This window comes from Flavobacterium kochi, from assembly GCF_048286715.1.
GTDB lineage: Bacteria > Bacteroidota > Bacteroidia > Flavobacteriales > Flavobacteriaceae > Flavobacterium.
The window spans coordinates 156,186-180,561 of the sequence record NZ_JBLVPW010000005.1 but is presented as its reverse complement, the minus strand read 5'-3'; the positions used below and the strand labels follow the sequence as shown (position 1 = coordinate 180,561).

Here is a 24,376-nt window from a genome sequence, read left to right as displayed (position 1 = left end):
TATTTTTAGCAGTTTCAGAACGATTATTCATTCACAATAACCCATTCTCCAGATGACAGTAGGTTTTCCGCTTTTTTGAACTTCATAGTTTCTGTTTTTCCGGTAGCTACTTGTTTAATGGTAACATTGTCATTGCGATTGATTTTTGGCATGTCTCTCACAATAGTTTCAGTTACTTGTCGTTGTTGCGTTTCGCCAGCTTCACGATTTATATTTTCGCTATTCGGAATTTCGTCTTTGCTCAATTTATAATCTTCTTTCTGACGAACTTCTTTTGCTTCCTGAATTTGTTGATTCTCTTGAGCTGGTAAATCACCCTTGAACAAGAATGAGATAACTTCTTTATTCACATTGTCTAACATAGCTCTAAACAAATTAAAAGCTTCCAGTTTGTAAATTAGCAAAGGATCTTTTTGTTCGTGAACTGCAAGTTGAACGGATTGTTTCAACTCGTCCATTTTGCGTAAGTGTTTTTTCCAAGCTTCATCCACTATAGACAAAGTAATGTTTTTCTCAAAATCAGCAACAAGTTGTGCCCCTTCAGTATCGTATGCTTTCTTCAAATCGGTAACCACATTTAAGGTCTTGATTCCATCAGTAAATGGTACTACAATGCGCTCAAACTGATTGTTTTTATCTTCGTAGACATTTTTTATGATAGGAAATGCTTCTCTTGCACTTCTTTCTGTTTTTTCAGTATAAAATTCAAGTGTAGCTTTATATACTTTTCCTGTTAATTCCATTTCATTCGATTTCACAAACTCACTTTCGGTAACCGGAGAAGTGATAGAGAAATAACGAATTAATTCGAATTCAAAGTTTTTAAAATTATTTGTTGCTTTGTTTTCATCAACAATCAATTCGCAAGTGTCATAAAGCATGTTGGCAATATCCAACTTCAAACGTTCTCCAAACAGCGCATGACGACGACGTTTGTAAACTACTTCACGTTGTGCATTCATAACGTCATCGTATTCCAATAAACGTTTACGAACACCAAAATTGTTTTCTTCTACTTTTTTCTGAGCACGTTCGATAGATTTGGTCATCATAGAATGCTGAATCACTTCGCCTTCTTGTAATCCCATTCTATCCATCACTTTTGCAACTCTTTCAGAACCAAATAAACGCATGAGGTTGTCTTCAAGTGAAACATAAAACTGAGAACTTCCAGGGTCACCTTGACGACCTGCACGACCACGTAACTGACGGTCGACACGACGCGAATCGTGACGTTCCGTTCCTACAATAGCTAATCCGCCCGCAGCTTTTACTTCAGCAGATAATTTGATATCGGTACCACGACCGGCCATGTTAGTAGCGATCGTCACAACACCTGATTTTCCTGCTTCTTCAACAATTTGAGCTTCTTGTTTGTGCATTTTTGCATTCAATACATTATGCGTAACCCCTCTCATTTTTAACATTCGGCTTAATAATTCCGAAATCTCTACCGAAGTTGTTCCAATTAATACAGGTCTTCCGGCATTAGATAATTGGGTTACATCTTCAATTACGGCATTGAATTTTTCACGAGTGGTTTTATAAATAAAATCTTCTTTGTCTTTTCTGGACATTCCTCTGTTAGTAGGAATTTCAACAACATCCAGTTTGTATATTTGCCATAACTCACCCGCTTCAGTTACTGCTGTTCCAGTCATACCGCCAAGTTTGCTGTACATTCTGAAATAGTTTTGTAAAGTTACTGTTGCAAATGTTTGCGTGGCAGCTTCGATTTTTACGTTTTCTTTAGCTTCAATTGCCTGGTGCAATCCATCAGAGTAACGACGACCATCCATAATACGGCCTGTTTGCTCATCAACAATCATGATTTTATTGTCCATGATTACATATTCTACATCTTTTTCAAATAAAGTATAGGCTTTTAAAAGTTGAGTCAACGTATGAATACGCTCACTTTTAATTCCGAAATCTTGGAATAATTTTTCTTTTTCTTCCGCTTCAGTATCTTTATCCAATTTTTTCTTTTCGATAGCTGCAATCTCGGTTCCAATATCCGGAAGGACAAAAAAGTCAGAATCAGTATCTCCTGAAAGGAATTTTATTCCGTTATCAGTCAATTCAACCTGGTTATTTTTTTCTTCAATTACAAAATACAACGCTTCATCAATCTTATGCATTTCACGATTGTTGTCCTGCATGTATTGGTTTTCCGTTTTTTGAAGCAATTGTTTAATTCCTTCTTCACTCAAAAACTTAATTAAAGCTTTATTTTTAGGTAAACTTCTGTAAGCTCTTAATAATAAGAATCCACCTTCTTTGGTATTTCCTTCTTTAATTAATTTTTTAGCTTCTGATAAAAAACCGTTAGCTAACTGACGTTGTAAACTAACTAAGTTTTCAATCTTTGGTTTCATCTCCATGAATTCATGACGATCTCCTTGTGGAACTGGTCCTGAAATAATCAATGGTGTTCTTGCATCATCAATCAAAACAGAATCGACCTCATCGACAATGGCGTAATTGTGTTTTCTTTGAACTAGCTCATCTGGCGTATGGGCCATGTTATCTCTTAAGTAATCAAAACCAAACTCATTATTCGTTCCGTAAGTTATGTCAGCATTATATGCTTTTTTTCTTCCTTCAGAACTGGGTTGGTAATTGTCAATACATTCAACAGTCAATCCATGAAATTCGAACAAAGGCGCTTTCCATGTACTATCACGTTTTGCCAAGTAATCATTCACAGTTACCAAATGCACTCCGTTTCCAGTCAAAGCATTTAAATAAAGAGGTAAGGTTGCTACCAATGTTTTTCCTTCACCGGTTTGCATCTCAGCTACTTTTCCTTCATGCAAAACCATTCCGCCAATTAATTGAACGTCATAGTGAATCATGTCCCAAGTAATTTCTTTACCCGCAGCACTCCATGAATTAGCCCAGATGGCATTATCGCCATCTAAAGTGATATAGCTTTTAGTTGCCGAAAATTCACGGTCTTTTGCAGTTGCAGTTACAACGATTTGAGTGTTGTCTTTAAATCGTCTTGCCGTTTCTTTTACGACAGCAAATGCTTCAGGAAGAATTTCCATTAATGTTTTTTCCGAAATATCGTAAGCCTCTTTTTCCAGCGCATCAATAGCGATATAAATATCTTCTCTTTTATCAATGTCTTCAATGCTTTCAACTTCCTGTTTTAGTTCGTTAATTTTAGCATCTTTTTCAGAACGGGCTTGTTTTATTTTTTCTTTGAAAAATGCTGTACGCGCTCTAAGTTCATCATTAGATAATGCCATTAGAGGGTTTTCAAAAGTTTTAATTTTGTTAAGATAAGGTTGTAAAGCCTTGACATCTTTTTGAGATTTATCTCCAACAAAGACTTTAATGATACTGTTTATAAAACTCATAATATGTTTTTATTTCTGTTTGTGTAATTGTGTAAATTTAAACAAAAAAAAAGCCTCTTTTGAGACTTTTTCTTGGTTTACTTTTTTAATATTCATCCTCATTCCAAAGATAATCTTCGTCTGTAGGATAATCTGGCCAAATTTCTTCCATTGATTCATATATCTCGCCTTCATCCTCTATAGATTGAAGGTTTTCTACTACTTCTAATGGAGCTCCTGCTCTAATAGCGTAGTCAATAAGTTCGTCTTTGTTAGCAGGCCACGGGGCATCACTTAAATATGATGCTAATTCTAATGTCCAATACATCTGTTGTCGATTTAGTTTTGTGCAAAAATAAATTTTTTACTGAAAAAGACAAGTAAAAATCGATTTATTTTAATAAAAAGTTAAGAACGTTTTTTTTATTGCTGATTTCTGATTTTAGATTAACGCTTTTTGATTTAAAAAAAATAGTAATTAAATCTTTTAAAATAATGTTGTTCAATCTATTACCTATGAATTTCTAAGTTTTTAAAAATGTGACATCAAAAAATAGTACTCTGATATCAAAAATGTTATTTCCTTGGAATCCATTGAACTTCTTCAGCGTTCAAATCATGAGACAACTTTCGTGCCAACACAAAAAGATAGTCAGAAAGTCGGTTCAGGTACTTGATCGCGATTTCAGCAACGGGTTCATTGTGGCTTAAATGCACTGCTAAACGCTCTGCTCTGCGACAAACGCAACGCGCTATATGACAATATGACACAGTAGTATGTCCGCCAGGAAGCACAAAATGGGTCATTGGCGGCAATGCTTCTTCCATGGCGTCAATTTCATTTTCCAGTAATTCAATATCGGATTCTATAATTCCCAGTTTTTTTAAGCGCAATGCGCCATTTTTCATTATCTCTTTTTCCGGAGGCGTAGCCAATAGGGCACCAACGGTAAATAATCGATCTTGAATTTCTAGAAGGATTTCTGTGTAATGACTATTCATTTCCTGATCCCGAATTAAACCTATGTGGGAATTCAATTCGTCAACTGTACCGTAACTTTCTATACGGGCATGGTCTTTTGGGACCCTGGTTCCGCCAAAAAGAGCTGTTGTTCCTTTATCCCCAGTTTTTGTGTATACTTTCATCTAAGGTTTTCTTTGATTTTAAAAGAACAAATTTACTGTATTAATTCCACTATTGCTGTAACAAATCGTTCCAGTGAGCCGTCACTAAGATTGAAATACAAGTCCGGTTCAATGCATTCAATTTCCATTAAGTGCAATTCATTGTCAATTACTATTCCGTCAACTCTGGCGTATAGTAAATTATCTTGAAAAGTATGGACAATTTTTAGCGCTTTTTCAATAAGTGCCTGATTTGGTTGAACCAAACTGTATTTTCCTCCAAATTGAGATTGTACTCTGAAATCTCCGTCAACAGGTTTTTTATTTACAGCATGGGAGAATTTTTTATTAAAAAAGATGAAAGAGGTTTCACCCAAAGTCTGAATTTGGGGCATGAATTCCTGTAGAAGCAATTCTTTCTCCGAAGCTATTGCTGCATAGCGTTCGTTTATATTGGCAATATCCGATACTTCAAATACTTCCGTGAGATAAGAGCCCGCTGAGAAGGCAGGTTTTATGACTGCTTTTTTCCAATGTGAGGGAATAAGTTTCTGGAGATTCAGATTGTCGGTTTTATCAATAAAAACAGTCGAAAGAATTAAAATTCCCTGCTTTTCTATTTTTCGCAAATAAAACTTATGTATATTTTGCTTGATTACTTCAATGGGGTTTAATGTTTTAATTCCTAATTTTACTATTTGGTTCAGCCAAATGGTAAATTCGGCTTCTTTTTCAAAATAGTCCCAAGTATTGCGAAAAATTAAATAGTCGAAATCTGTCCAGTTGATGGTTTTGTCACTCCAAATTACTGCTTTGGCTTCGATGTTATATATTGCTAATGCAGGAATTATTTTTCGATCTTCCGGATTTAAATCGGGGAGTTTTTCACAGGTCAGTATTGCGATTTTCATTGTATGCCAGGTGTTATTTCGAATTTTAAATACTATTGTAATTTGGATTGTCTAGCCCTCGATTATAGCGGTGTCTTCTTTCTTTTTCTTTATAAAAAGAGATACAGGCGAATAGCCGGACACGAGCGGAGCAGACTGACAAAGTAAATGATTGCTGAAAAAACTATTTGGTAGTGTCACTTTCTATCATTCCATCTCTTAAACGAATGATTCGGTGCGCATAAGCCGCGATTTCCTCTTCGTGAGTTACCAGAATTACCGTGTTGCCGTTGGCATGAATGTCTCCAAAAAGTTTCATGATTTCAAGCGATGTTTTACTGTCTAAATTTCCGGTAGGTTCATCAGCAAGAATGATAGATGGTTTGTTGACTAAAGCACGAGCGATAGCTACACGCTGGCGTTGCCCACCGGAAAGTTGGTTGGGTTGGTGGTCCATTCTATCGGCAAGATTTACTTGTTCCAAAACTTCAGTGGCTCGCTTATTTCTATCTGATTTTGAAAATCCTGCATAAATCATGGGTAAGGCCACATTGTCTAGTGCGGTTGTTCTGGGTAAAAGGTTAAAAGTCTGGAAAACAAATCCTATCTCTTTATTACGAATTTCAGCTAATTCATCATCTTTCATCTGGCTTACATCTTTTCCGTTTAGAATGTAACTCCCGGAAGTTGGTGTGTCCAAGCAACCTAATAAATTCATTAAAGTAGATTTTCCAGATCCTGAAGGCCCCATTAATGCCACATATTCACCTTTATTTATTGCTAAATCAATGCCTTTAAGAACATAAACGATTTCATTACCGAGTACAAAATCTCGTTTGATATTGGTTATTTTTATTAGCGGGTTTGTCATTAGGATTTATGATTTTTGCCCTTAGTTTGCGCTTAGGGAGATTTTAAATTTTAGATTTTAAAAGTACAAAAGACTTTTGAATTAGTAATAAGTAGTTATTTTTTAAATTTGTTACAATTTTTCGCTTCAATTTGAAATGGCAAAATAATTTATATAGAAGTGTCAATTTTGGTTTTTGGGATTTCTCTTAAAAACGCGATTTTTAATAAATAAAATCGTTCTTTATTGTTTTATACTATTATAGCAATAATTTATATAATTCACACTTTATTTCTTTTTATTTCATAATTACATGAATATTTTATGAAATTTTTGTATTTGCATTGGTTTATTAGCAATGTTGCTTAACTTTGTTTGAATAATATTTAATCAAAATCAGGAAATTATGGAAAGTAAAAAGTTATTATTAGGTATAGCGGTAATCGCTTTAGGATTTACATCTTGTAAGGATGAAAAAGCTGAACAGGCAGAGAAAACAGTTGATAGCTACGTTATGTACGTAGATTCAGTTGGTAATGTTGCTGCAGAAGATGCTAAAGGTAACTGGCAGGGAATTGAGGCTACTTATGAATTAAAAAGTGGAGAAGCTGAAGCTGCCATAGCAAACATGAAAGATAACGCAAAAGCGCAGGAGCGTCTTGATGCAAGTAGAGCCAAATACGAAGCTTTAAAAGTTAAATATGAAGCTGAAAAAGCAGAGCAACAAGTTACTGCTGTTACTGCTGCACCAGTAAATCCAAAACAGCAATTAAGAAATGCGTTGTTTGGTCAAGGAAAAATTGGGGATGATATGAATTTTAGTTGGGTAAACAAAGATAATATACATAGCGTTTACCAACAATTCATCCATACTGTTGAAGATAACAAAGACAGTTATTCACGTGAAGACTGGGATGAAATTAAATTAATGTACGAAGCACTTGACAGTAGAAAAAACACTGTTGAAAAAGAAGGTCTGTCATCTGAAGATAATAGAAAAATTGCAGGTTTAAAATTCAAATTTGCTCCAATGTTGAAAGTGAATAGAATGGGGGCGAAAGCAGGAGAAATGAAAAGAGCTAAAGAATAAGGAATTACTAATTCAAAGGAAAGATGACAGTCAGCGATGGCTGTCATTTTTTTACGTCTTAGTTTTTCCAATATTGATTCTTTATGTTGTCGTTTAAATGTTATTTAAAAGAATAGTTAATTATGTTGCTATTTTGTAGATTTCTTTAATATCCTTTAATATTTCATCAAAGTTTATTTTTAGGTCAATTAGTGTACCGGAGTGGATGTCAAAAATCCATCCGTAAACTTTTAAATCGCGTTCGCTGTTTGCTTTTTGAACTTCGGCAGTTTTTATGATATTGATACATTGTTCCTGCACATTCAATTCCACAAGTCTTTTATATCTTTCTTCCTCATTTGTTATGGAGCCCAATTCTTTTCTGTGAATTCGGTACACATCGCGAATATTTCTTAACCAGGGATTCAGAATGCCCAAATCAGATTGTTGCATGGCGGCATGCACACCACCACATCCATAATGACCACAAACTACAATATGATTTACTTTTAGATGCACTACGGCATAATTAATAACTGACATGGAGTTCAGGTCAGTATTGGGAACTATGTTGGCAATGTTTCGATGTACAAAAACCTGTCCTGGTTGCAAGCCCATGAGTTCTTCAGCAGAAACACGGCTGTCAGAACAACCCACATAAAGAAATTCAGGAGCTTGCCCTTCTGATAATTTTTTAAAGTAATTTTCGTCAGATTGAAGTTGTTTGGCAATCCAGTTGCGATTATTCTTAAAAATTTGTTTGATGTCCATGAGTGTTGTTTTGAAGTTTAAAGGTACAAAATCTAAATTCGAATCACAAAATGCTCTTTTTCCTGTTCTCTTCTAAAAAATACCAGTCCCCATTGAAAAGTGTCAATAGTTACGGTTACTTTTGGATGTTTTTTGATGATTTCCCAAGCTTCTTCCATTGCTGATGACCAATGAATATCATCGAATATCCAAACGGATTCGTTAGTTATTGTAGGGAGTAATAATTCGAAATAATCTAATGTGGCTTTTTTGGAGTGATTGCCGTCGAAATAGATTAGGCTTTGGGTTTGCTTTGCCTGATCCAACAGAACTCCCGGGTTGCATTTTAGGTTTTGATCTTTTAAATACAGACTAAATTCTGTTATAACTGAATTTATATTTGTTAAGCCAAATTGTCTGAATTGTTCCTGGGCAATTTTTGCAGTTTCGGGGCAACCTTCCAAGGTGATTATTTTTGCTTTTAAATTACCTAAAGATAGGGCGGAAGTTGCTAATCCTAATGAGGTACCTATTTCTAAAATAGTATCAGGCTGAAAATAATGTATAATTCTAAATAATAATTGGGCTCGCCCCGCAGTAATTCCTGCAGTTTTGGCAATCTTGGAAATTGTTCTTGTATTGGATTTAAAAACTTTCGAACCTGCACCAAAATCGGTTACTTCAATATCGTTTTTATTTTCTAAAAGTGAATTTCTGAAATTCCTTAAAATAGCATATTCCGGTTTTGATTTTTTGTCATAAAAACATTTGGTCAATACGTTAAATACAAACGGCGAGTGTACGGCATGCTCATTTTTAGAGCGCCAAAGAAATAGTAAGTAGGGTTTTATTTGAAATAACATAAAGACATTTGCAAAGTAGGCGCGAAGATACAAAAAAGTCGCTAGTTGAAAATCAAGATCATGACGTTATGACTTTAAAGACTATATTTGCCGCCTTGGAATTGATACCAAGAAAAATATACGTTTTTATGATGGTGAAGGAAGAAATAGAGAATGTGATTGCAATAAGTTCAGCAGAAATTGACCGATGCATCGCCATTTTAGCACAATTGAATACCGATACAGACCAAATATTTGATATCCCGAAAGAGCAAAGAACCGCTTTAATCAAAGCCGCAGGTATGTTTTCCAGACCGGATCGTGACGAACTTTCCCGTAGAAAAAAGAACGGAAAGCTGGCAATTAAACGAAAAATGGAAAAGCGGGACAGAACCGCTCGTAAAGAGACCGGAATTCGTCACGCCCGTGAAGCAAGTGTTTTTGTCGCGCCAAAATTATTGGCGATGAACCATCTCGATCAAAGAGAACAATTAGAGTTAGAAACTCCCAGAAATTGCTATGTCTGTAAAACGGAGTTTACTAAAATGCATCATTTTTATGATACGATGTGTACCGATTGTGGCGATTTTAACTATGCCAAACGTTTTCAAATGGCAGATGTAAAGGGACAAGTAGCCGTTATTACAGGTTCCCGTCTAAAAATAGGGTATCACATTACTTTGATGCTGCTGCGTGGGGGAGCAACTGTTATTGCTACGACACGTTTTCCGGTGGATTCAGCATTGCGTTTTTCTAAGGAGGAAGATTTCAGGGATTGGGGACATCGTTTAAAAATTCACGGATTGGATTTACGACATATTCCCAGTGTGGAGATTTTTTGCAATTTTATTGAGCAAAAATACGAGCGTTTGGATATCCTGATCAATAATGCGGCACAAACCGTGAGACGTCCATCCGGATTCTATACCCATTTAATGGAAAACGAAGTGCGCTGCATAACTTCTTTGCCCAAACAAGCGCAAGAGGTGTTGCTGGATCATACCCATTGTCTCGAAGAATTAAAAGTATTGACGACAGGAGTTTCTTCGAATCAAAATATGCCTGTGACTTGGCACGGACCGGAACCGGGAATTGGTTTAAGGGCTTCTGCCAAATTATCGCAAATTCCATATTCTTTTGATAATGCGTTGGTAGCGAATGAAGTTTTCCCGGAAGGGGAACTCGACGCCGATTTGCAGCAGGTAGATTTGAGAAAGACCAATAGCTGGCGATTGCGGTTGGGACAAATCGAAACGACCGAAATGATTGAAGTGCAACTTGTAAATTCGGTGGCGCCTTTTGTATTGTGCAACCGCCTTTCAGAAGTAATGAAGAAAGACAATACGGGACAAAAACACATTATTAATGTTTCGGCTATGGAAGGAAAATTCCACCGCTTTTTTAAGGAAGACCGTCATCCACATACCAATATGGCTAAAGCCGCTTTGAATATGCTGACCCATACATCCTCCGGTACTTTGGCAAAAGACGGTATTTTTATGAATGCGGTAGATACGGGTTGGGTTACTGATGAAGATCCGGCAGAATTAGCCAAAAGAAAACAGGAAGAAGAAGATTTTCAACCGCCATTAGATATTGTTGATGGTGCAGCACGGGTTATGGATCCCTTGTTTGACGGTATCAATACAGGAAAACATTGGTGCGGGAAGTTTTTGAAAGATTACAATCCGATTCCTTGGTAAAAACTATAAAGTTTATGAAATTTTTAGAATATTAAATTGGGTTTGAAAACATTTTATTAGTTAGTTTTGTTGTAAATTAATAATTTAGGGTCTATTATTATGCAGTTTTCTTTTCTTTATTAACTTTAATTCAGAATTCAACAAATATAAAAGTTGAGATATAAAATTTAATTTAACCACATTTTAATATTAAATAGTATGGTAGTACAATATCAAGGGGAACAAGACGGAATTCCGACAAAATTTACTATAAGAATCATCGGAAATAATCTATCGAAAACGAGTTCTAATTACCAAATTGATTTGTTAGTAGGAGACAAGCAATTGCCGACTTTTAAGACATTAATTCACAAAAGGTTGTCCAATTGTTTGAAAGAAATTTACTTGTTCAGAAAACACAACAATATTAGTTTTGATGCTTCTTCAGAAAAAGTAGCACCTAAATTAGTTCCTTACGATTTGATTTTATATAACTACCACAAGCATACCTTGTTTATTGCATAAATCAATTACAAGCAATACGAGTTTATAAAATAAAACACATATGAAAAAACCACAACAGCATTTGGATTTTGATGTGGTTTTTTATGGATTATTTTTTTTCTAAAAAACAACCCCAACAATTTTAGACGTTACCGCTAAAAGTGTTGGGGTTGTAAATAGTATAAAATAGGTTTTATGCTTCGATCTTAGCGGAAAGCTCAAACCATCTTTCCTCTTTCTCTTCAATTTTATTGATGATGTTTTTCAATTCGTTGGCTTTCTTTTCAATATCGCCTTCAGCAATTTTTCCGTCCGAGAACAATTGCTCAATAGTCGCTTTCTGAATTTCTAAATCTTTGATTTCTCGTTCCGTTTTTTGAAATTCTTTTTGCTCATTAAATGTGAGGTTTCCTATCGGATTGTTTTGTTTCCAATCTTTCTTATCTGCTTTGTTTTCTTCTTTCTGTGCTACATCGGCGCTGTCTTCATACGCTCTGAAATCAGAATAATTTCCAGGGAAATCTTCAATTACACCATCACCTCTGAAAATGAATAAGTGATCTACAATTTTATCCATGAAATAGCGGTCATGAGAAACCACTAAAAGACAACCAGGATAATCTAAAAGAAAACTTTCCAAAACATTCAGGGTTACAATATCCAAATCATTCGTAGGCTCATCAAGAATAAGGAAATTAGGATTCTGAATCAAAACAGTACACAAGTACAAACGTTTCAATTCCCCGCCGCTCAATCGATCTACAAAATCATATTGTTTTTTAGAATCAAATAGAAAACGCTCTAATAATTGCGAAGCCGAAATCAATTTTCCTTTCATCAACGGAATGAATTCTCCGTATTCCTTAATCACATCAATAACGCGTTGTCCGGGTTTCGGGTTAATCCCGCTTTGGGTATAGTATCCTACTTTTATCGTTTCACCAATCACTACTTTTCCACCATCAAGCGGAAGAGTACCCGTCAATAAATTCAAGAAAGTTGATTTTCCAGTTCCATTTTTTCCAATAATTCCAATGCGTTCTCCACGTTGAAAATCAAAACTGAAATTATTCAAAATCACATGATCTTTGAATTTTTTGGAAATTTTGTGAAGCTCAATGATCTTGCTTCCCATACGTTCCATGTTAATTTCAAGCTCTACTTTGTTTTCACGGCGGCGACTTTGTGCTTTTTCCTTAATATCATAAAAATCATCCTGCCGCGATTTCGATTTGGTCGTTCTCGCTTTTGGCTGACGGCGCATCCATTCCAATTCTTTCACGAAAAGGTTTTGCGCTTTATCCACACTTGAATTTTCGGATGCGATACGTTCCTCTTTTTTCTCTAAATAATAGGAGTAATTTCCTTTGTATTGGTATAATTTTCCATTGTCTAATTCAATGATTTCGTTACAAACACGCTCCAGGAAGAAACGGTCGTGTGTTACCATAAACAACGTAATATTTTCTTTAGCAAAATAACTTTCTAGCCATTCAATCATCTCTAAATCCAGGTGATTCGTAGGTTCGTCCAAAATCAGCAAATCTGGACGATTAATTAAAATGATAGCCAGTGACAAACGTTTTTTCTGTCCGCCGGAAAGATTCCTTACTTTCAGTTTAAAATCTTCCAACTTCAGTTTAAACAAAATTTGCTTGTATTGCGTTTCAAAATCCCAAGCATTGTGTTGATCCATTCCGTCAAAAGCTTTTTGATATGCTTCTTCATCCTCAGGATTTTCTAATGCTTTTTCATAGGCTTCAATGACTTTCAAGGTCTCATTATCCGAAGCAAAAATGCTTTCTTCAATAGTCAGTTCGTCCTGCAAATTGTTGTTTTGCGAAAGGAAAGCCATTTTTATGCCTTTTCTCAAAACGACCTGTCCAGTATCAGGCTCGTCTAAACCATTAATAATACTCATAATGGTCGTTTTTCCAGAGCCATTTTTGGCAATAAAAGCGATTTTTTGGTCTTTATTAATCCCAAAAGAAATATTTTCAAAAAGTGTTCTTTCTCCAAAAGATTTAGAGATATTTTCGACAGATAGGTAATTCACAAGGCTAAATTTTTTGCAAAAGTAAGCTATTAAATGTCGATTTGCCAATAGTTTAGTGGAATCTAAGTTTTCATTAACAATTATTGTTTCAGATAATTGGTTAGAAACGCACTTAAATCGAATTGATGTAACTTTTGAGGGATATTTATAATTGGTTTTCTGGCGAAATTTTCATTGGTAAGATAGTAATGAAGACCGTCTTGGGTGGTGATACCTTCCATCTGATGAAATGGAAGCGCAATAGTGATCTTTCTTTTATTCCCAGAAAAAAAACCGGAATCATTGTAATCGTAAAAGAGATATATAAAAGGGGATAGAAATGTATTGTAGCCGCAAAGGACGAGCAGCTTTTTTTTAGGCAAATAGGTTGCTGCAGTAATCAATCCCTTTATGTCATAGGATTCCTTTAGCTTTGCAATATAATTGCCGGGAATTTTTGGTATGACATATACGCTTGTTTTAGATTGTTTCCATTGTTTTGTAAATAAGTAAATACTGTCCTGAGAAACAACAAAGGCTTCACAATCAAAATCAGAGGTGTTTTGTGGTTTTTTTGTAAAATCCTTTTGATTTGAATAGGAAAACGAAAGGGTGTCAATTTTCGGATTGTTCTGTGAGAGCGAATGTTTTTCAACTCGCAATACATGCAGGTCATTCCTGTTTCCGCAGGCATTATTCCCGAAATCGCCAATATAAAAATAAAGACTGTCTTGCGAAATTTCTTCCCAGTCCTTATTGATTGTATTCTTAAGTTGAATTTTATTGTGAATAATACCTTTGGTGTCCATCGCATAAATAGCTGTATCGGTGTCATCGTTAGTGGTCCATAAAAGAGTATCGCTTTGCGTTAAGCCAGAAGTTTCTTTTAGAATTGCATCTAATATAATGGAATATTGTGGTTTAATTTTTACCGGTGGATAGGCACAACTTCCGTCATTAAAAGTAGCAATAGGATTGTAGTTTTTGGAAAGTGGATCAGTACAGCCCGAAATTTGGGACTGCGTATAATGACTAGAAATCAACAGTAATAATAGGAATATCTTTTTCAATGAATTTAAAAAATATAGAGAATCGTTATTAGTTTTATTCTTTAAAAGTAATTGATTTTAAAGATTAAAATCGAAAGTTAATGATTCGGGTCTGTCTGGAATTGTCTTTCGCATTTTTTTTGTTTAATCTTTTTTTTTTTTTTTTTTTTTTTTTTTTTTTTTTTTTTTTTTTTTTTTTTTGAGAAAAATGAAAAGGCGATTTTTTGTATTTTTTAAACTTTGAACCTTTGTGTCTTTGCATCTTAAAATATATCTTTGAAAAATGCAGCTATCCGTCATCATTCTCAATTACAATGTTCGGTATTTTCTGGAGCAATGTGTTTTAAGTGTTCAAAATGCATTGAAAACTATTGACGGGGAAATTATTGTAATCGATAATAATTCTCAGGACGGCAGTTGCGAAATGATGAAAAAGCGTTTCCCAAATGTAAGACTCATTCAAAACAACGAGAATTTAGGTTTTCCAAAAGGCAATAACAGAGCAATCGCACAAGCTCAAGGCGACTATATCTGTATTCTCAATCCTGATACGGTTGTCGCAGAAGATACGTTTACGAAAGTATTGACTTTTGCCGAAAATCAATCCGATTTAGGAATCATAGGGTGTAAACTCATCGATGGAACCGGAAATTTTCTGCCCGAAAGTAAGAGGGGTGTTCCGATACCATGGGTAGCTTTTACAAAAATTACTGGTTTATACAAGTTGTTTCCAAGATCAAGAACATTCGGGAAGTATTATGCACAGCATTTAAACGAAAATCAAACTGGAAAAGTAGCTGTCCTTGTAGGTGCCTTTATGTTCATGAAAAGAAATTTGTATCTTGAAGTAGGTGGTCTTGATGAAGATTGTTTCATGTATGCGGATGATATTGATTTATCATATAGGGTTTTGCAAAAAGGAATGTCTAATTATTATTTCCATGAAACGACCGTTATTCATTACAAAGGGGAAAGCACTATTAAGGATGAAACCTACATGAAACGTTTTCAAGAGGCGATGCATTTTTTTTATAAAAAACATTTTAAAGCTTCTGAACTGTTTAGTGTTTTTATGAAAGTAGGGATTGTCTTTTTTTCTTTTATTAAAATGTTTCAAGGGAAACCCCGAATAAAAATCGCTCCAAAATCATTCATACTGTATTCCTCAAATGAAAAATTAGTAGGTAAATTGGCTTTGGTTTTGCAAAAAAAAGTATCATTTCATGATTTGAAAACAGAAAAAATGGTAATTTCGTCTTCGCTAAGGAGCGGGGAAGGGACCGAAATTATTTTGGATAACGAATTCGTTTCTTTCAAAGAAAGCATTGCAATTCTCGAATCTTCAAGAAATAAAGGATTTACCTTTAAGATTATACCAAAAAACGCTAAGTTTTTAATTGGAAGTAATAATAGTAACGAAAGAGGTGAGATTATAAAAATAGAGTGAAAAATTACATTAAATGTAATTTATATTTAAAATATTTAGTAATTTCGCAAACTGAAAATCAAAATCACCTTTTAGATTAACAATATGGCAAGATTTGAATTAAAGCTTCCAAAAATGGGAGAAAGCGTTGCAGAAGCGACCATTACAAATTGGTTGAAACAAGTTGGAGACAAAATTGATGCCGATGAGGCGGTACTCGAGATTGCTACTGATAAAGTAGACAGCGAGGTGCCAAGTGAAGTTTCGGGTGTTTTAGTGGAACAATTGTTTGGTAAAGATGATTTGGTTCAGGTGGGGCAAACGATCGCTATTATTGAAACCGACGGTGCAGTTGTTAATGAGACAGCAAAAGAAATTGCGGTTTCGGTTGAGGTGGCAGCAATTGAAAAAACAGTTGAAGCAGTCAAGGAAGCGGTTGCTGTTCCAGCAGATTTCTCAAATTCTGAAAAATTCTTATCGCCTTTGGTTAAAAATATAGCCAAAGAAGAAGGTGTTACTCTTGCGGAACTGGAAGCGATTTCCGGAACAGGAAAAGAAGGAAGGGTTACTAAAAATGATATTTTAGATTACGTAAAAAATAGAACAAGTCAGCCTGTAGTAGCAACTCCGGTTGCTGCAGTTCAAAAAACAATTACAGCTCCAATTACTCAAAAAGCAGCTCCGGTCTCTTTAAGTGGTGGTGATGAAATTATTGAAATGGACAGAATGCGCAAGCTAATTGCTGGTTATATGGTCGCTTCGGTGCAAACGTCGGCTCATGTGCAATCATTTATCGAAGTGGATGTGACTAATATTGTAAAATGGAGAGAAAAAAATAAAATTGCTTTCGAAAAGAGAGAAGGAGAGAAGTTGACTTATACTCCAATTTTTATGGAAGCAGTTGCAAAAGCAATAAAAGATTTTCCGGGAATGAATATTTCTGTAGATGGTGATTTTATTATCAAGAGGAAAAACATTAATCTTGGGATGGCAGCGTCATTACCAAACGGAAACTTGATTGTTCCAGTTATTAAAAATGCGGATCAGTTAAATTTAGTTGGAATGGCAAAAGCAGTAAACGATTTAGGCGGTCGTGCAAAAGCAGGAAAACTAAAACCAGACGATACGCAAGGCGGGACCTATACGGTTACGAATGTAGGAACTTTTGGCAGTGTTTTCGGCACGCCAATCATTAATCAGCCGCAAGTGGGGATTTTAGCTCTTGGAGCAATCCGCAAAATGCCAGCAGTAATCGAAACTCCAGAAGGAGATTTTATTGGTATTCGTCAGAAAATGTTCTTGTCGCACAGTTATGATCATAGAGTTGTAGATGGAGCGTTAGGAGGAAGTTTTGTGAAACGAGTGGCGGAGTATCTTGAAGCTTTCGATATAGACAGAGATTTTTAAAATTGGTGCAATACAATTTAAACCCGGCCGATTTTAAAAATTGGCCGGGTTTTGTTTTTAGAACGTTTTTTTACTCGCAAAACACGATTTTTTGCATGAAATTAATTCGCTATAATTCGTGAATTTCGGGTTTAACCTATATATTTGTACTCATACAAAAATTAAAAATGGAACTTAAACTCAATAAACCAATTTGCTTTTTCGATCTTGAAACCACAGGAATTGATATCGGAAAAGATAGGATTGTAGAAATCTCAATATTCAAAGTTTTTCCGAACGGAAACAAAGAAAGTAAAACTTGGTTGGTGAATCCAACTATTCCAATTCCGCCACAAACAACAGCTGTTCATGGAATTACTGATGAAAAAGTGGCGAATGAACCTACTTTTAATGAATTGGCAACGCAAGTTTATAATATGATTAAAGACAGCGATTTAGCTGGATTTAATTCGGATCGTTTTGACATTCCATTGTTAGCAGAAGAAATGTTGCGTGCCGGAGTCGATTTTGATATGAAAAATAGAGTTTCGGTTGATGTGCAAACTGTTTTTCATAAAATGGAAGAACGTACTTTAGGCGCTGCACATAAATTTTACTGTGGAAAAACACTTGAAAATGCGCATTCTGCAGAAGCGGATACCATGGCGACTTATGAAATATTAAAAGCGCAATTGGATCGTTATCCTGAATTGGAAAATGATATGAAATCCTTATCGGAATTCACTACAAGAAAGAAGATTGCTGATTTTGCAGGAATGATTGCCTTTGATAAAGACAATGAGGAGATTTTTACTTTTGGAAAACATAAAGGAGTGAAGGTTGATAAAATTCTGGAAACAGAGCCAGGTTATTTCAGTTGGATACAAAATGCTGATTTCCCTTTGTATACCAAAAAAGTTTTAACGGCCATTAAACTTCGAAAACTGAATACCAAATAGGATTAGGTAATAGGTATTGGTGCAAGACATTCCAAAAAAAAACAGAATCCAACCCGAGAGCTCCGCTCGAGCAGGCGGAGCAAATTCAAAGCCCAAGTTATGAAAATAGTCTGCATTGGTAGAAATTATGCCAGCCATATAGAGGAATTGCACAACGAAAGACCTACGGAGCCTGTGGTTTTTATGAAACCGGATTCGGCTGTTTTGTTAAAGCAACATCCTTTCGTGATCCCTGAATTTTCGGAAGATGTTCATCACGAAATTGAAATTATTGTCAAAATAAATAAGGTTGGTAAATACATCGAACCTAAGTTCGCTCATAAATATTATGACGAAATTAGCGTAGGAATCGATTTTACTGCACGTGATTTGCAAAATAAATTAAAAGCTAAAGGCTTGCCTTGGGAAAAAGCCAAGGCGTTTGATGGCTCTGCTGTTATAGGAGAATTTTTACCGAAAAATCAATTTAGTTCATTAGAAAATATTACTTTTGAATTAACCAACAATAATAAAACGGTACAAATAGGAAATTCTAATCGTATGTTGTGGAAAATTGATGAGCTAATTTCGTATGTTTCTCAGTTTTTTACCTTAAAAATTGGAGATATTATTTTTACAGGAACTCCAGAAGGGGTCGCTGCTGTAAAGCCAGATGACGTTTTAGAAGGGTTTTTAGAAGGACAACAACTATTTAGAATACAAGTAAAATAATGGCTATAAACTACAACCTTTCAAAAGTGTACGCACTTTCAGACAACGATCCAGAATTTGTGAATGAAATTTTGACTTTGTTCGTTACTGAAGTTCCAGAAGATTTATTGCAAATCAAAGAAGGAATAAAAAAGAAAGACCATAAGCATGCTTATGCTTATGCGCACAAGATAAAACCAACGCTGGATTTGATGGGGTTAAATGTGGCTTTTGAAGAAATTCTTCAAATTGAAGCCTGGACTAAAGTCGAAGGTAAAAAGAAAGATATTAAAGAAACTTTTAAGAGCGTTAAGACTCAGGTCAACGATGCTATTAAAGAAATTAAAAAAGACTTTGATTTGTGAAATTTGGACGTGACCAGTTGAAAAATAAGGTTCGGCTATGCGTTATACATGAGCGAAGCGAAGTGACGAAGTAATCTCCCGAAGAAATCGGGAGAATTTTTACTTTTATCCTGTACGTAAAAAAAAGGAGTACTTAATGCAGCTGTTCCTTTTTTAGATTAATCTCACAAAAAAAAATTCACTTAAGAAAAATGAAAGCAACCATAGTTACTATAGGTGACGAAATTCTGATAGGTCAAATTGTCGATACAAATTCTGGTTTTATCGCAAAATCGTTGGATAAAATTGGAGTAGAAATCAATGAAATGATTTCGATAAGCGACGATAAAAAACACATTTTGGATACGTTTGTAAAGCTTCAAAACGAAGTGGATTTGGTTATTATTACGGGTGGGCTAGGACCGACAAAAGATGATGTTACCAAGAAAACATTTTGTGATTATTTTGAAGATGAATTAATTGTGGATCAGAAGGTTCTGGCGCATGTTACCCAGCTTATCGAAGGTTTTTATAAGCGGACCATTACTCAAATCAATAAAGATCAAGCATTAGTTCCGTCAAAATGTACCGTGCTTCATAATCAGGTAGGTACGGCCCCAGGAATGTGGATGAAAAAAGAAAATACTGTTTTTGTTTCGCTTCCCGGAGTGCCTTTCGAAATGAAGTATTTAGTTGAAAATGAAATTATTCCAAAAGTAGTCCGTGAATACAAACGTCCTTACATTCTTCATAAAACAATTCTTACTTACGGTCAAGGAGAAAGTATGGTTGCCGAACGTATTGAACAATGGGAAAATAACCTTCCCGAATTTATCAAATTGGCTTATTTGCCTGCGCCGGGAAGAGTTCGTTTGCGGCTTTCAGCAAGAGGCACTGATAAACAAAAATTAGAAGCCGCCATTGAAGAAAATGTAGTAGCGCTGGACGCAATAATTCATGATATTATCGTTGGTTTTGATGATGATGAAACCCTTGAGGTTGTAGTAGGAAAAATATTAAGAAAACAACATAAAACCATTTCAACTGCCGAAAGTTGCACCGGAGGAAAAATCGCTGAAGTTTTGACTTCGGTTTCAGGCTCTTCCAAATATTTTAAGGGAAGTGTGGTTTCGTATGCGACAGAAGTTAAAATTAATGTATTGGGTATTCCAGAAAGTCTGATAAAAAAGCATTCTGTTGTGAGTAGCGAAGTAGTTTCAGCTATGGCTCTGAGTATTAAAAAGATGATGAAAACGGATTATGCAATTGCTACAACTGGAAACGCAGGACCATTAAAAGGGGATTCTGATGCGGAAATTGGTAGTGTTTTTATCGCATTGGCTACACCGAGCGAAGTAATTGTTGAAGAATTTAATTTTGGCCAACCCCGTGAAAAAGTGATAGATAGAGCGGTAATTAAAAGTTTAGAGCTATTGCAGAAAGAAATTTTGAAAAATGTGTAATATTTTCTTTGCTTAATAGGTTTATTTTTCTTTTCTTTGCACCCTGATTTTGAATAACGATAAAAGATAAGTATAATGTCAAGAGTTTGTGACCTTACAGGTAAAAGAGCGATGGTAGGAAATAACGTTTCTCACGCTATGAACAAAACTAAGAGAAAATTTTCTGTGAACTTAGTTAAAAAGCGTTTTTATCTTCCAGAAGAAGATAGATGGATTACTCTAAGAGTAGCTGCATCTACGATAAAAACAATTAATAAAAATGGAATCGCTGCAGTTTTGAAAAAAGCGCAGTCAGAAGGATTTATCAAATAATCCCTTCCAAAATAAAAAAATAGCAAGATGGCAAAGAAAGGTAATAGAATCCAGGTAATTTTAGAATGTACTGAACACAAAACATCAGGTGTTGCAGGGACTTCAAGATACATAACAACAAAGAACAAAAAAAATACTCCGGACAGATTAGAGATTAAAAAATTTAATCCAATCTTGAAACGTGTAACTGTTCATAAAGAAATTAAATAATAATTAGTCATGGCAAAGAAAACAGTAGCATCGTTACAGACATCTTCTAAGAGATTATCAAAAGCCATTAAAATGGTGAAATCTCCAGTAACAGGAGCATATACATTCGTAGAATCTATTATGACTCCAGAAGCAGTTGATGAATTCTTGAAAAAGAAGTAATTTACAATAGCATTATATAGAAAAGCTACTTTCATTCGGAAGTAGCTTTTTTATTTTTTATATTTACAGTCAGAAAATAGTATTCGGTTCTTTTACTTTATACTTCATTCTTAATACTATTTATAAAATGAGTTTTTTTAAAAAAATATTTTCTCCCGAGAAAAAAGAAACATTAGACAAAGGTCTTGAAAAATCAAAAATAAATTTCTTTTCGAAGTTAACTAAAGCCGTTGCCGGAAAGTCAAAAGTTGATGATGAAGTTTTAGATAATTTAGAGGAAATCCTTGTTGCCTCAGATGTCGGTGTGAATACTACATTGAAAATAATCACTCGAATAGAAAACCGCGTTGCCTCAGATAAATACCTGGGCATTGAGGAACTCAATCAAATTTTGCGAGAAGAAATCGCTTCGTTATTATCGGAGACCAACTCCGGTGAAGCAACTGAATTTGTAATTCCGACTCAAACAAAACCTTACGTTTTAATGGTTGTAGGAGTAAACGGAGTTGGTAAAACTACTACTATTGGTAAGTTAGCGTTTCAGTTTAAAAAAGCAGGTTATAAAGTGGTTCTGGGTGCAGCGGATACTTTTCGTGCTGCTGCGATCGATCAGTTACAGATTTGGGCAGATAGAGTAGGAGTGCCTATTGTTCGTCAGGAAATGGGAAGCGATCCAGCTTCAGTAGCTTTTGATACTTTACAATCAGCTGTTGCTCAAAATGCCGATATTGTGATTATTGATACTGCAGGGCGCTTGCATAATAAAATTAATTTAATGAATGAATTGACCAAAGTAAAACGAGTGATGCAAAAAGTTGTTGGTGATGCGCCACATGATGTATTATTGGTTTTGGATGGTTCTACCGGGCAGAATGCTTTTGAGCAAGCAAAGCAATTTACTGCTGCTACAGAGGTTACTTGTTTAGCTGTTACCAAACTAGACGGAACCGCCAAAGGTGGAGTTGTCATTGGAATCTCGGATCAATTTCAAATTCCGGTAAAATACATTGGTGTTGGAGAAGGAATTGAAGATCTGCAGGTTTTTAATAAATATGAGTTTGTAGATAGTTTTTTTAAATAATAATACGATAATGAATTTTTCTTCCATCAAAAACAGCAATCCAATTTATTTTTATTTTGTAAGTATTATTTCCTTTATATTGGCAAATCTTATCCGAGATAAAAGTATTGGTTTTTATTATTTCTTGTTGGTAATTGGTTTGGTTTTCTTTGTTTTAGGTTTTATGAAACGATTGAAAACGAAATAGATTAAGATACAAAGCATTAATTTTCTCCCATAACGTTTCGTCAAAATCGGACAAGGCCAGGCTGACATTGTCGGCAGCATCTCCCATTCTGATGACTACCATTTTCTTGCTTGGAATGATATAGATTTTTTGATCATTTTTTCCTAAAGCCATAAACATATCATTAGGAGCGCCACGAATAATACTTCCGGGAATTGTAAGTTGTGATTGGGGTAAATGGTAGCTGGTTTTTCCGTTGAGCCACCACAAATAACCGTATCCAAGGTTTATGTTTTGTGAAGTGGTTGTTGCTTCGTTGCAATAGTTTTCATTTAGGACAATAGTGTTGTCCCACTTTCCTTTGTTGTACATCAATAAACCAAAACGTGCCATACTTCGTGTCGTGCTTCCATAGACAGAATTGTTGCCAGACTGAAACCAAGCACCATCCATTCCTATTTTGTCTCTTAATTTGGCATTGAAATAAGTTGTCCAAGTTTGACCGCTTGCCTGAGCAACCACATCTTGTAATTTTACATATACATTATGATACGCCCAACGTGTTCCTGCGTCGGCTTTGTACTGGAGATTTGTAGGGGAAACAGCATCGCCATTAGCAATGTCCTCCAGTCCTGAGGTCATGGTGAGCAAGTTTTTGCAGGTGATGCCGTTTTCTTTGGCTAAAGTTTCACTTGTCCAGCCAGTCCCAATATACTGCGAAACTTTATTATTGATGTCTAATAATCCTTCTTGTTGTGCAATTCCGGTTAAAGCTGATGTTAACGTTTTTCCGGCACTTGCCCAATACCAATTTGTCGTTGCAGTATGTCCATTGAAATAATTTTCCATTACAACTCTGCCGTCGACTAGAATAATGAAGCTTTTAGAGTGTTTCAATTCTAAATAATCCAAAAGGGGCTGAACAGCAGTTTGTTTCCAACCCAAACTTGCAATTGATTTTGTTTTCCAAGTTGTACCTGTTAACGGAGGAAAATAGGGTGTTTCTGGCGGTGTAGGAGTTGGGTCTGCAGATTCTGAACTGCAGCTCATGCATAAAAATAGGAAAAACAGGCTGTAGATTGTTTTTGGCATCTTATTTAGGGATTTATTTCTAATTCCTTTAAGACCAAAAATATATGAAATAGTTTAATGTGTTTTTAATATTTTTGTTTTCTTTGAATTTATTAAGTTTAACTTTGTGCATAGAATAAAGCTTCTTTTATTCAAATGCCAAGGCCCTGATTACTTTTTCAGCAGATAAAAAGAGAGAAGCGGAAAGCTGGAAATAGCTCCTAAAAATAATAATTATATGAAAAACACATTTGCGATTCTTTTTATATCACTCTTGTTTGTGGCTTGTCAGCAAAGGATAAAGCCGACTGATATTTCTAAAATGAATGGGTATTGGGAAATCGAAAAGGTCACTTTTGATAAGGAAAAAGATAAGAATTATAGCATCAATGAAAGCTATGATTATTTTAAAATCAACAAAAATAATAAAGGAATTCGGAAGAAGGTAATGCCACAATTGGATGGAACTTTTTTGGTGAATGATGCTTATGAAAATGTGACGGTACGATTTAAAGAAGATAAAGTTTATATCGATTATTCAACTCCTTTTACAAAATGGAGTGAGGAATTAATCACTTTGTCGGATGATGAATTAGTGTTGCTGAATGCAGAGAAAAAGGAATATCATTACAAGAAAACGGGACCAATAAATTTACTGGGTGATGGCAAAAAGGTTAAATAATCAAAGTACGATAGGGGACGTTTTGAAACAAATTATCCAAGTGAATAAACTCCAACCTGGAATGGATCAAATTGACGTTAAAGACGCATGGAAAAATCTTATGGGGAACGGAGTGAATAGTTATACCAATAATGTAGTTTTGAAAGGAAGCACTTTGTATGTAGAGTTGACTTCTTCAGTATTAAGGGAAGAACTTAGTCACGGAAAATCAAAAATCGTTGCGATGATTAACGAAGAACTGCGTCGTGATGTGGTGAAGGATGTGGTTCTGAGATAGCAGA

At 35.1% G+C, this 24,376-nt stretch carries 25 protein-coding genes; 15 read left to right on the top strand and 10 right to left on the bottom strand.

Annotated features, from left to right (window positions below):
- Window positions 1-23: 23 nt before the first annotated feature.
- The 5 genes from secA to ACNQGH_RS06415 all read right to left on the bottom strand — a co-directional run bounded on the left by secA (window position 24) and on the right by ACNQGH_RS06415 (window position 6,233).
- A complete protein-coding gene (gene secA, locus ACNQGH_RS06435; protein ID WP_417955157.1) occupies window positions 24-3,368 on the bottom strand; it encodes a preprotein translocase subunit SecA in 3,345 nt (1,114 codons plus the stop codon).
- A gap of 85 nt (window positions 3,369-3,453) precedes the next feature.
- Entirely contained in the window at window positions 3,454-3,675 is a 222-nt protein-coding gene (locus ACNQGH_RS06430) for a DUF2795 domain-containing protein (RefSeq protein WP_007138072.1), read from the bottom strand.
- Between the two features lie 248 nt (window positions 3,676-3,923).
- Entirely contained in the window at window positions 3,924-4,493 is a 570-nt protein-coding gene (locus tag ACNQGH_RS06425; protein ID WP_417955156.1) for a cob(I)yrinic acid a,c-diamide adenosyltransferase, read from the bottom strand.
- Between the two features lie 32 nt (window positions 4,494-4,525).
- Window positions 4,526-5,383 (bottom strand): ATP-grasp domain-containing protein, encoded by an 858-nt coding sequence (locus tag ACNQGH_RS06420; RefSeq protein ID WP_417955155.1) that lies wholly within the window; start codon window positions 5,381-5,383, stop codon window positions 4,526-4,528.
- 163 nt (window positions 5,384-5,546) lie between these two features.
- Window positions 5,547-6,233 carry an ABC transporter ATP-binding protein gene (locus ACNQGH_RS06415; RefSeq protein WP_417955154.1) on the bottom strand — a complete coding sequence of 229 codons (687 nt, stop codon included), beginning with the start codon at window positions 6,231-6,233 and terminating at the stop codon, window positions 5,547-5,549.
- Between the two features lie 385 nt (window positions 6,234-6,618).
- On the opposite strand from ACNQGH_RS06415, the gene ACNQGH_RS06410 reads away from it, so the two are divergent.
- Window positions 6,619-7,302, top strand: coding sequence for a hypothetical protein (locus tag ACNQGH_RS06410; protein WP_417955153.1), 684 nt, complete (start codon window positions 6,619-6,621; stop codon window positions 7,300-7,302).
- Between the two features lie 120 nt (window positions 7,303-7,422).
- Here ACNQGH_RS06410 and ACNQGH_RS06405 read toward each other — a convergent pair whose 3' ends face one another.
- Entirely contained in the window at window positions 7,423-8,052 is a 630-nt protein-coding gene (locus tag ACNQGH_RS06405) for a carbonic anhydrase (RefSeq protein WP_417955152.1), read from the bottom strand.
- 32 nt (window positions 8,053-8,084) lie between these two features.
- Complete coding sequence (locus tag ACNQGH_RS06400; RefSeq protein WP_417955151.1) at window positions 8,085-8,894, bottom strand: O-methyltransferase; 810 nt, start codon at window positions 8,892-8,894, stop codon at window positions 8,085-8,087.
- Between the two features lie 131 nt (window positions 8,895-9,025).
- Here ACNQGH_RS06400 and ACNQGH_RS06395 point away from each other — a divergent pair, with 131 nt between their 5' ends.
- Both ACNQGH_RS06395 and ACNQGH_RS06390 read left to right on the top strand, forming a co-directional pair.
- Complete coding sequence (locus ACNQGH_RS06395; protein WP_417955211.1) at window positions 9,026-10,576, top strand: SDR family NAD(P)-dependent oxidoreductase; 1,551 nt, start codon at window positions 9,026-9,028, stop codon at window positions 10,574-10,576.
- A gap of 198 nt (window positions 10,577-10,774) precedes the next feature.
- The gene (locus tag ACNQGH_RS06390; RefSeq protein ID WP_417955150.1) at window positions 10,775-11,080 is read left to right on the top strand and encodes a hypothetical protein; all 306 of its coding nucleotides are present in this window, start codon (window positions 10,775-10,777) and stop codon (window positions 11,078-11,080) included.
- Window positions 11,081-11,252: 172 nt separating this feature from the next.
- Here the strand turns inward: ACNQGH_RS06390 and ACNQGH_RS06385 are convergent, their stop codons facing one another.
- Complete coding sequence (locus ACNQGH_RS06385) at window positions 11,253-13,115, bottom strand: ABC-F family ATP-binding cassette domain-containing protein (protein WP_417955149.1); 1,863 nt, start codon at window positions 13,113-13,115, stop codon at window positions 11,253-11,255.
- Window positions 13,116-13,195: 80 nt separating this feature from the next.
- Complete coding sequence (locus ACNQGH_RS06380) at window positions 13,196-14,164, bottom strand: T9SS C-terminal target domain-containing protein (RefSeq protein WP_417955148.1); 969 nt, start codon at window positions 14,162-14,164, stop codon at window positions 13,196-13,198.
- A gap of 262 nt (window positions 14,165-14,426) precedes the next feature.
- On the opposite strand from ACNQGH_RS06380, the gene ACNQGH_RS06375 reads away from it, so the two are divergent.
- From ACNQGH_RS06375 to ftsY, 10 genes are all read left to right on the top strand, one after another.
- Window positions 14,427-15,590, top strand: coding sequence for a glycosyltransferase family 2 protein (locus tag ACNQGH_RS06375; protein ID WP_417955147.1), 1,164 nt, complete (start codon window positions 14,427-14,429; stop codon window positions 15,588-15,590).
- A gap of 84 nt (window positions 15,591-15,674) precedes the next feature.
- The gene (locus tag ACNQGH_RS06370; RefSeq protein WP_417955146.1) at window positions 15,675-16,976 is read left to right on the top strand and encodes a dihydrolipoamide acetyltransferase family protein; all 1,302 of its coding nucleotides are present in this window, start codon (window positions 15,675-15,677) and stop codon (window positions 16,974-16,976) included.
- A gap of 167 nt (window positions 16,977-17,143) precedes the next feature.
- Window positions 17,144-17,914 carry an exonuclease domain-containing protein gene (locus tag ACNQGH_RS06365; protein WP_417955145.1) on the top strand — a complete coding sequence of 257 codons (771 nt, stop codon included), beginning with the start codon at window positions 17,144-17,146 and terminating at the stop codon, window positions 17,912-17,914.
- Window positions 17,915-18,013: 99 nt separating this feature from the next.
- Window positions 18,014-18,625 carry a fumarylacetoacetate hydrolase family protein gene (locus tag ACNQGH_RS06360; RefSeq protein ID WP_417955144.1) on the top strand — a complete coding sequence of 204 codons (612 nt, stop codon included), beginning with the start codon at window positions 18,014-18,016 and terminating at the stop codon, window positions 18,623-18,625.
- Entirely contained in the window at window positions 18,625-18,969 is a 345-nt protein-coding gene (locus ACNQGH_RS06355; RefSeq protein WP_417955143.1) for an Hpt domain-containing protein, read from the top strand. The genes ACNQGH_RS06360 and ACNQGH_RS06355 overlap by 1 nt, the downstream gene beginning before the upstream one ends.
- A 191-nt stretch (window positions 18,970-19,160) precedes the next feature.
- Window positions 19,161-20,411 carry a CinA family nicotinamide mononucleotide deamidase-related protein gene (locus ACNQGH_RS06350; protein WP_417955142.1) on the top strand — a complete coding sequence of 417 codons (1,251 nt, stop codon included), beginning with the start codon at window positions 19,161-19,163 and terminating at the stop codon, window positions 20,409-20,411.
- A gap of 75 nt (window positions 20,412-20,486) precedes the next feature.
- Window positions 20,487-20,723 carry a 50S ribosomal protein L28 gene (gene rpmB / locus ACNQGH_RS06345; RefSeq protein ID WP_024980263.1) on the top strand — a complete coding sequence of 79 codons (237 nt, stop codon included), beginning with the start codon at window positions 20,487-20,489 and terminating at the stop codon, window positions 20,721-20,723.
- Window positions 20,724-20,750: 27 nt separating this feature from the next.
- The gene (rpmG, locus tag ACNQGH_RS06340) at window positions 20,751-20,933 is read left to right on the top strand and encodes a 50S ribosomal protein L33 (protein WP_017495179.1); all 183 of its coding nucleotides are present in this window, start codon (window positions 20,751-20,753) and stop codon (window positions 20,931-20,933) included.
- A gap of 9 nt (window positions 20,934-20,942) precedes the next feature.
- Complete coding sequence (locus ACNQGH_RS06335; protein ID WP_143386768.1) at window positions 20,943-21,095, top strand: DUF4295 domain-containing protein; 153 nt, start codon at window positions 20,943-20,945, stop codon at window positions 21,093-21,095.
- 127 nt (window positions 21,096-21,222) lie between these two features.
- The gene (gene ftsY / locus ACNQGH_RS06330; protein ID WP_417955141.1) at window positions 21,223-22,176 is read left to right on the top strand and encodes a signal recognition particle-docking protein FtsY; all 954 of its coding nucleotides are present in this window, start codon (window positions 21,223-21,225) and stop codon (window positions 22,174-22,176) included.
- Window positions 22,177-22,330: 154 nt separating this feature from the next.
- Here the strand turns inward: ftsY and ACNQGH_RS06325 are convergent, their stop codons facing one another.
- Window positions 22,331-23,434 carry a serine hydrolase domain-containing protein gene (locus tag ACNQGH_RS06325; RefSeq protein ID WP_417955140.1) on the bottom strand — a complete coding sequence of 368 codons (1,104 nt, stop codon included), beginning with the start codon at window positions 23,432-23,434 and terminating at the stop codon, window positions 22,331-22,333.
- Window positions 23,435-23,651: 217 nt separating this feature from the next.
- Here ACNQGH_RS06325 and ACNQGH_RS06320 point away from each other — a divergent pair, with 217 nt between their 5' ends.
- Together ACNQGH_RS06320 and ACNQGH_RS06315 are read left to right on the top strand one after the other, a co-directional pair.
- On the top strand, window positions 23,652-24,095 hold the full coding sequence (locus tag ACNQGH_RS06320; RefSeq protein WP_417955139.1) for a lipocalin family protein: 444 nt from the start codon (window positions 23,652-23,654) through the stop codon (window positions 24,093-24,095).
- Window positions 24,076-24,372 (top strand): DciA family protein, encoded by a 297-nt coding sequence (locus ACNQGH_RS06315; RefSeq protein ID WP_073355171.1) that lies wholly within the window; start codon window positions 24,076-24,078, stop codon window positions 24,370-24,372. The genes ACNQGH_RS06320 and ACNQGH_RS06315 overlap by 20 nt, the downstream gene beginning before the upstream one ends.
- Window positions 24,373-24,376 lie beyond the last annotated feature (4 nt).

Bases quoted from the DNA above. Each gene is read 5' to 3' on its own strand.
- secA (WP_417955157.1), bottom strand. From the start codon at position 3,368: ATGAGTTTTATAAACAGTATCATTAAAGTCTTTGTTGGAGATAAATCT.
- ACNQGH_RS06430 (WP_007138072.1), bottom strand. From the start codon at position 3,675: ATGTATTGGACATTAGAATTAGCATCATATTTAAGTGATGCCCCGTGG.
- ACNQGH_RS06425 (WP_417955156.1), bottom strand. From the start codon at position 4,493: ATGAAAGTATACACAAAAACTGGGGATAAAGGAACAACAGCTCTTTTT.
- ACNQGH_RS06420 (WP_417955155.1), bottom strand. From the start codon at position 5,383: ATGAAAATCGCAATACTGACCTGTGAAAAACTCCCCGATTTAAATCCG.
- ACNQGH_RS06415 (WP_417955154.1), bottom strand. From the start codon at position 6,233: ATGACAAACCCGCTAATAAAAATAACCAATATCAAACGAGATTTTGTA.
- ACNQGH_RS06410 (WP_417955153.1), top strand. From the start codon at position 6,619: ATGGAAAGTAAAAAGTTATTATTAGGTATAGCGGTAATCGCTTTAGGA.
- ACNQGH_RS06405 (WP_417955152.1), bottom strand. From the start codon at position 8,052: ATGGACATCAAACAAATTTTTAAGAATAATCGCAACTGGATTGCCAAA.
- ACNQGH_RS06400 (WP_417955151.1), bottom strand. From the start codon at position 8,894: ATGTTATTTCAAATAAAACCCTACTTACTATTTCTTTGGCGCTCTAAA.
- ACNQGH_RS06395 (WP_417955211.1), top strand. From the start codon at position 9,026: ATGGTGAAGGAAGAAATAGAGAATGTGATTGCAATAAGTTCAGCAGAA.
- ACNQGH_RS06390 (WP_417955150.1), top strand. From the start codon at position 10,775: ATGGTAGTACAATATCAAGGGGAACAAGACGGAATTCCGACAAAATTT.
- ACNQGH_RS06375 (WP_417955147.1), top strand. From the start codon at position 14,427: ATGCAGCTATCCGTCATCATTCTCAATTACAATGTTCGGTATTTTCTG.
- ACNQGH_RS06370 (WP_417955146.1), top strand. From the start codon at position 15,675: ATGGCAAGATTTGAATTAAAGCTTCCAAAAATGGGAGAAAGCGTTGCA.
- ACNQGH_RS06365 (WP_417955145.1), top strand. From the start codon at position 17,144: ATGGAACTTAAACTCAATAAACCAATTTGCTTTTTCGATCTTGAAACC.
- ACNQGH_RS06360 (WP_417955144.1), top strand. From the start codon at position 18,014: ATGAAAATAGTCTGCATTGGTAGAAATTATGCCAGCCATATAGAGGAA.
- ACNQGH_RS06355 (WP_417955143.1), top strand. From the start codon at position 18,625: ATGGCTATAAACTACAACCTTTCAAAAGTGTACGCACTTTCAGACAAC.
- ACNQGH_RS06350 (WP_417955142.1), top strand. From the start codon at position 19,161: ATGAAAGCAACCATAGTTACTATAGGTGACGAAATTCTGATAGGTCAA.
- rpmB (WP_024980263.1), top strand. From the start codon at position 20,487: ATGTCAAGAGTTTGTGACCTTACAGGTAAAAGAGCGATGGTAGGAAAT.
- rpmG (WP_017495179.1), top strand. From the start codon at position 20,751: ATGGCAAAGAAAGGTAATAGAATCCAGGTAATTTTAGAATGTACTGAA.
- ACNQGH_RS06335 (WP_143386768.1), top strand. From the start codon at position 20,943: ATGGCAAAGAAAACAGTAGCATCGTTACAGACATCTTCTAAGAGATTA.
- ftsY (WP_417955141.1), top strand. From the start codon at position 21,223: ATGAGTTTTTTTAAAAAAATATTTTCTCCCGAGAAAAAAGAAACATTA.
- ACNQGH_RS06325 (WP_417955140.1), bottom strand. From the start codon at position 23,434: ATGCCAAAAACAATCTACAGCCTGTTTTTCCTATTTTTATGCATGAGC.
- ACNQGH_RS06320 (WP_417955139.1), top strand. From the start codon at position 23,652: ATGAAAAACACATTTGCGATTCTTTTTATATCACTCTTGTTTGTGGCT.
- ACNQGH_RS06315 (WP_073355171.1), top strand. From the start codon at position 24,076: ATGGCAAAAAGGTTAAATAATCAAAGTACGATAGGGGACGTTTTGAAA.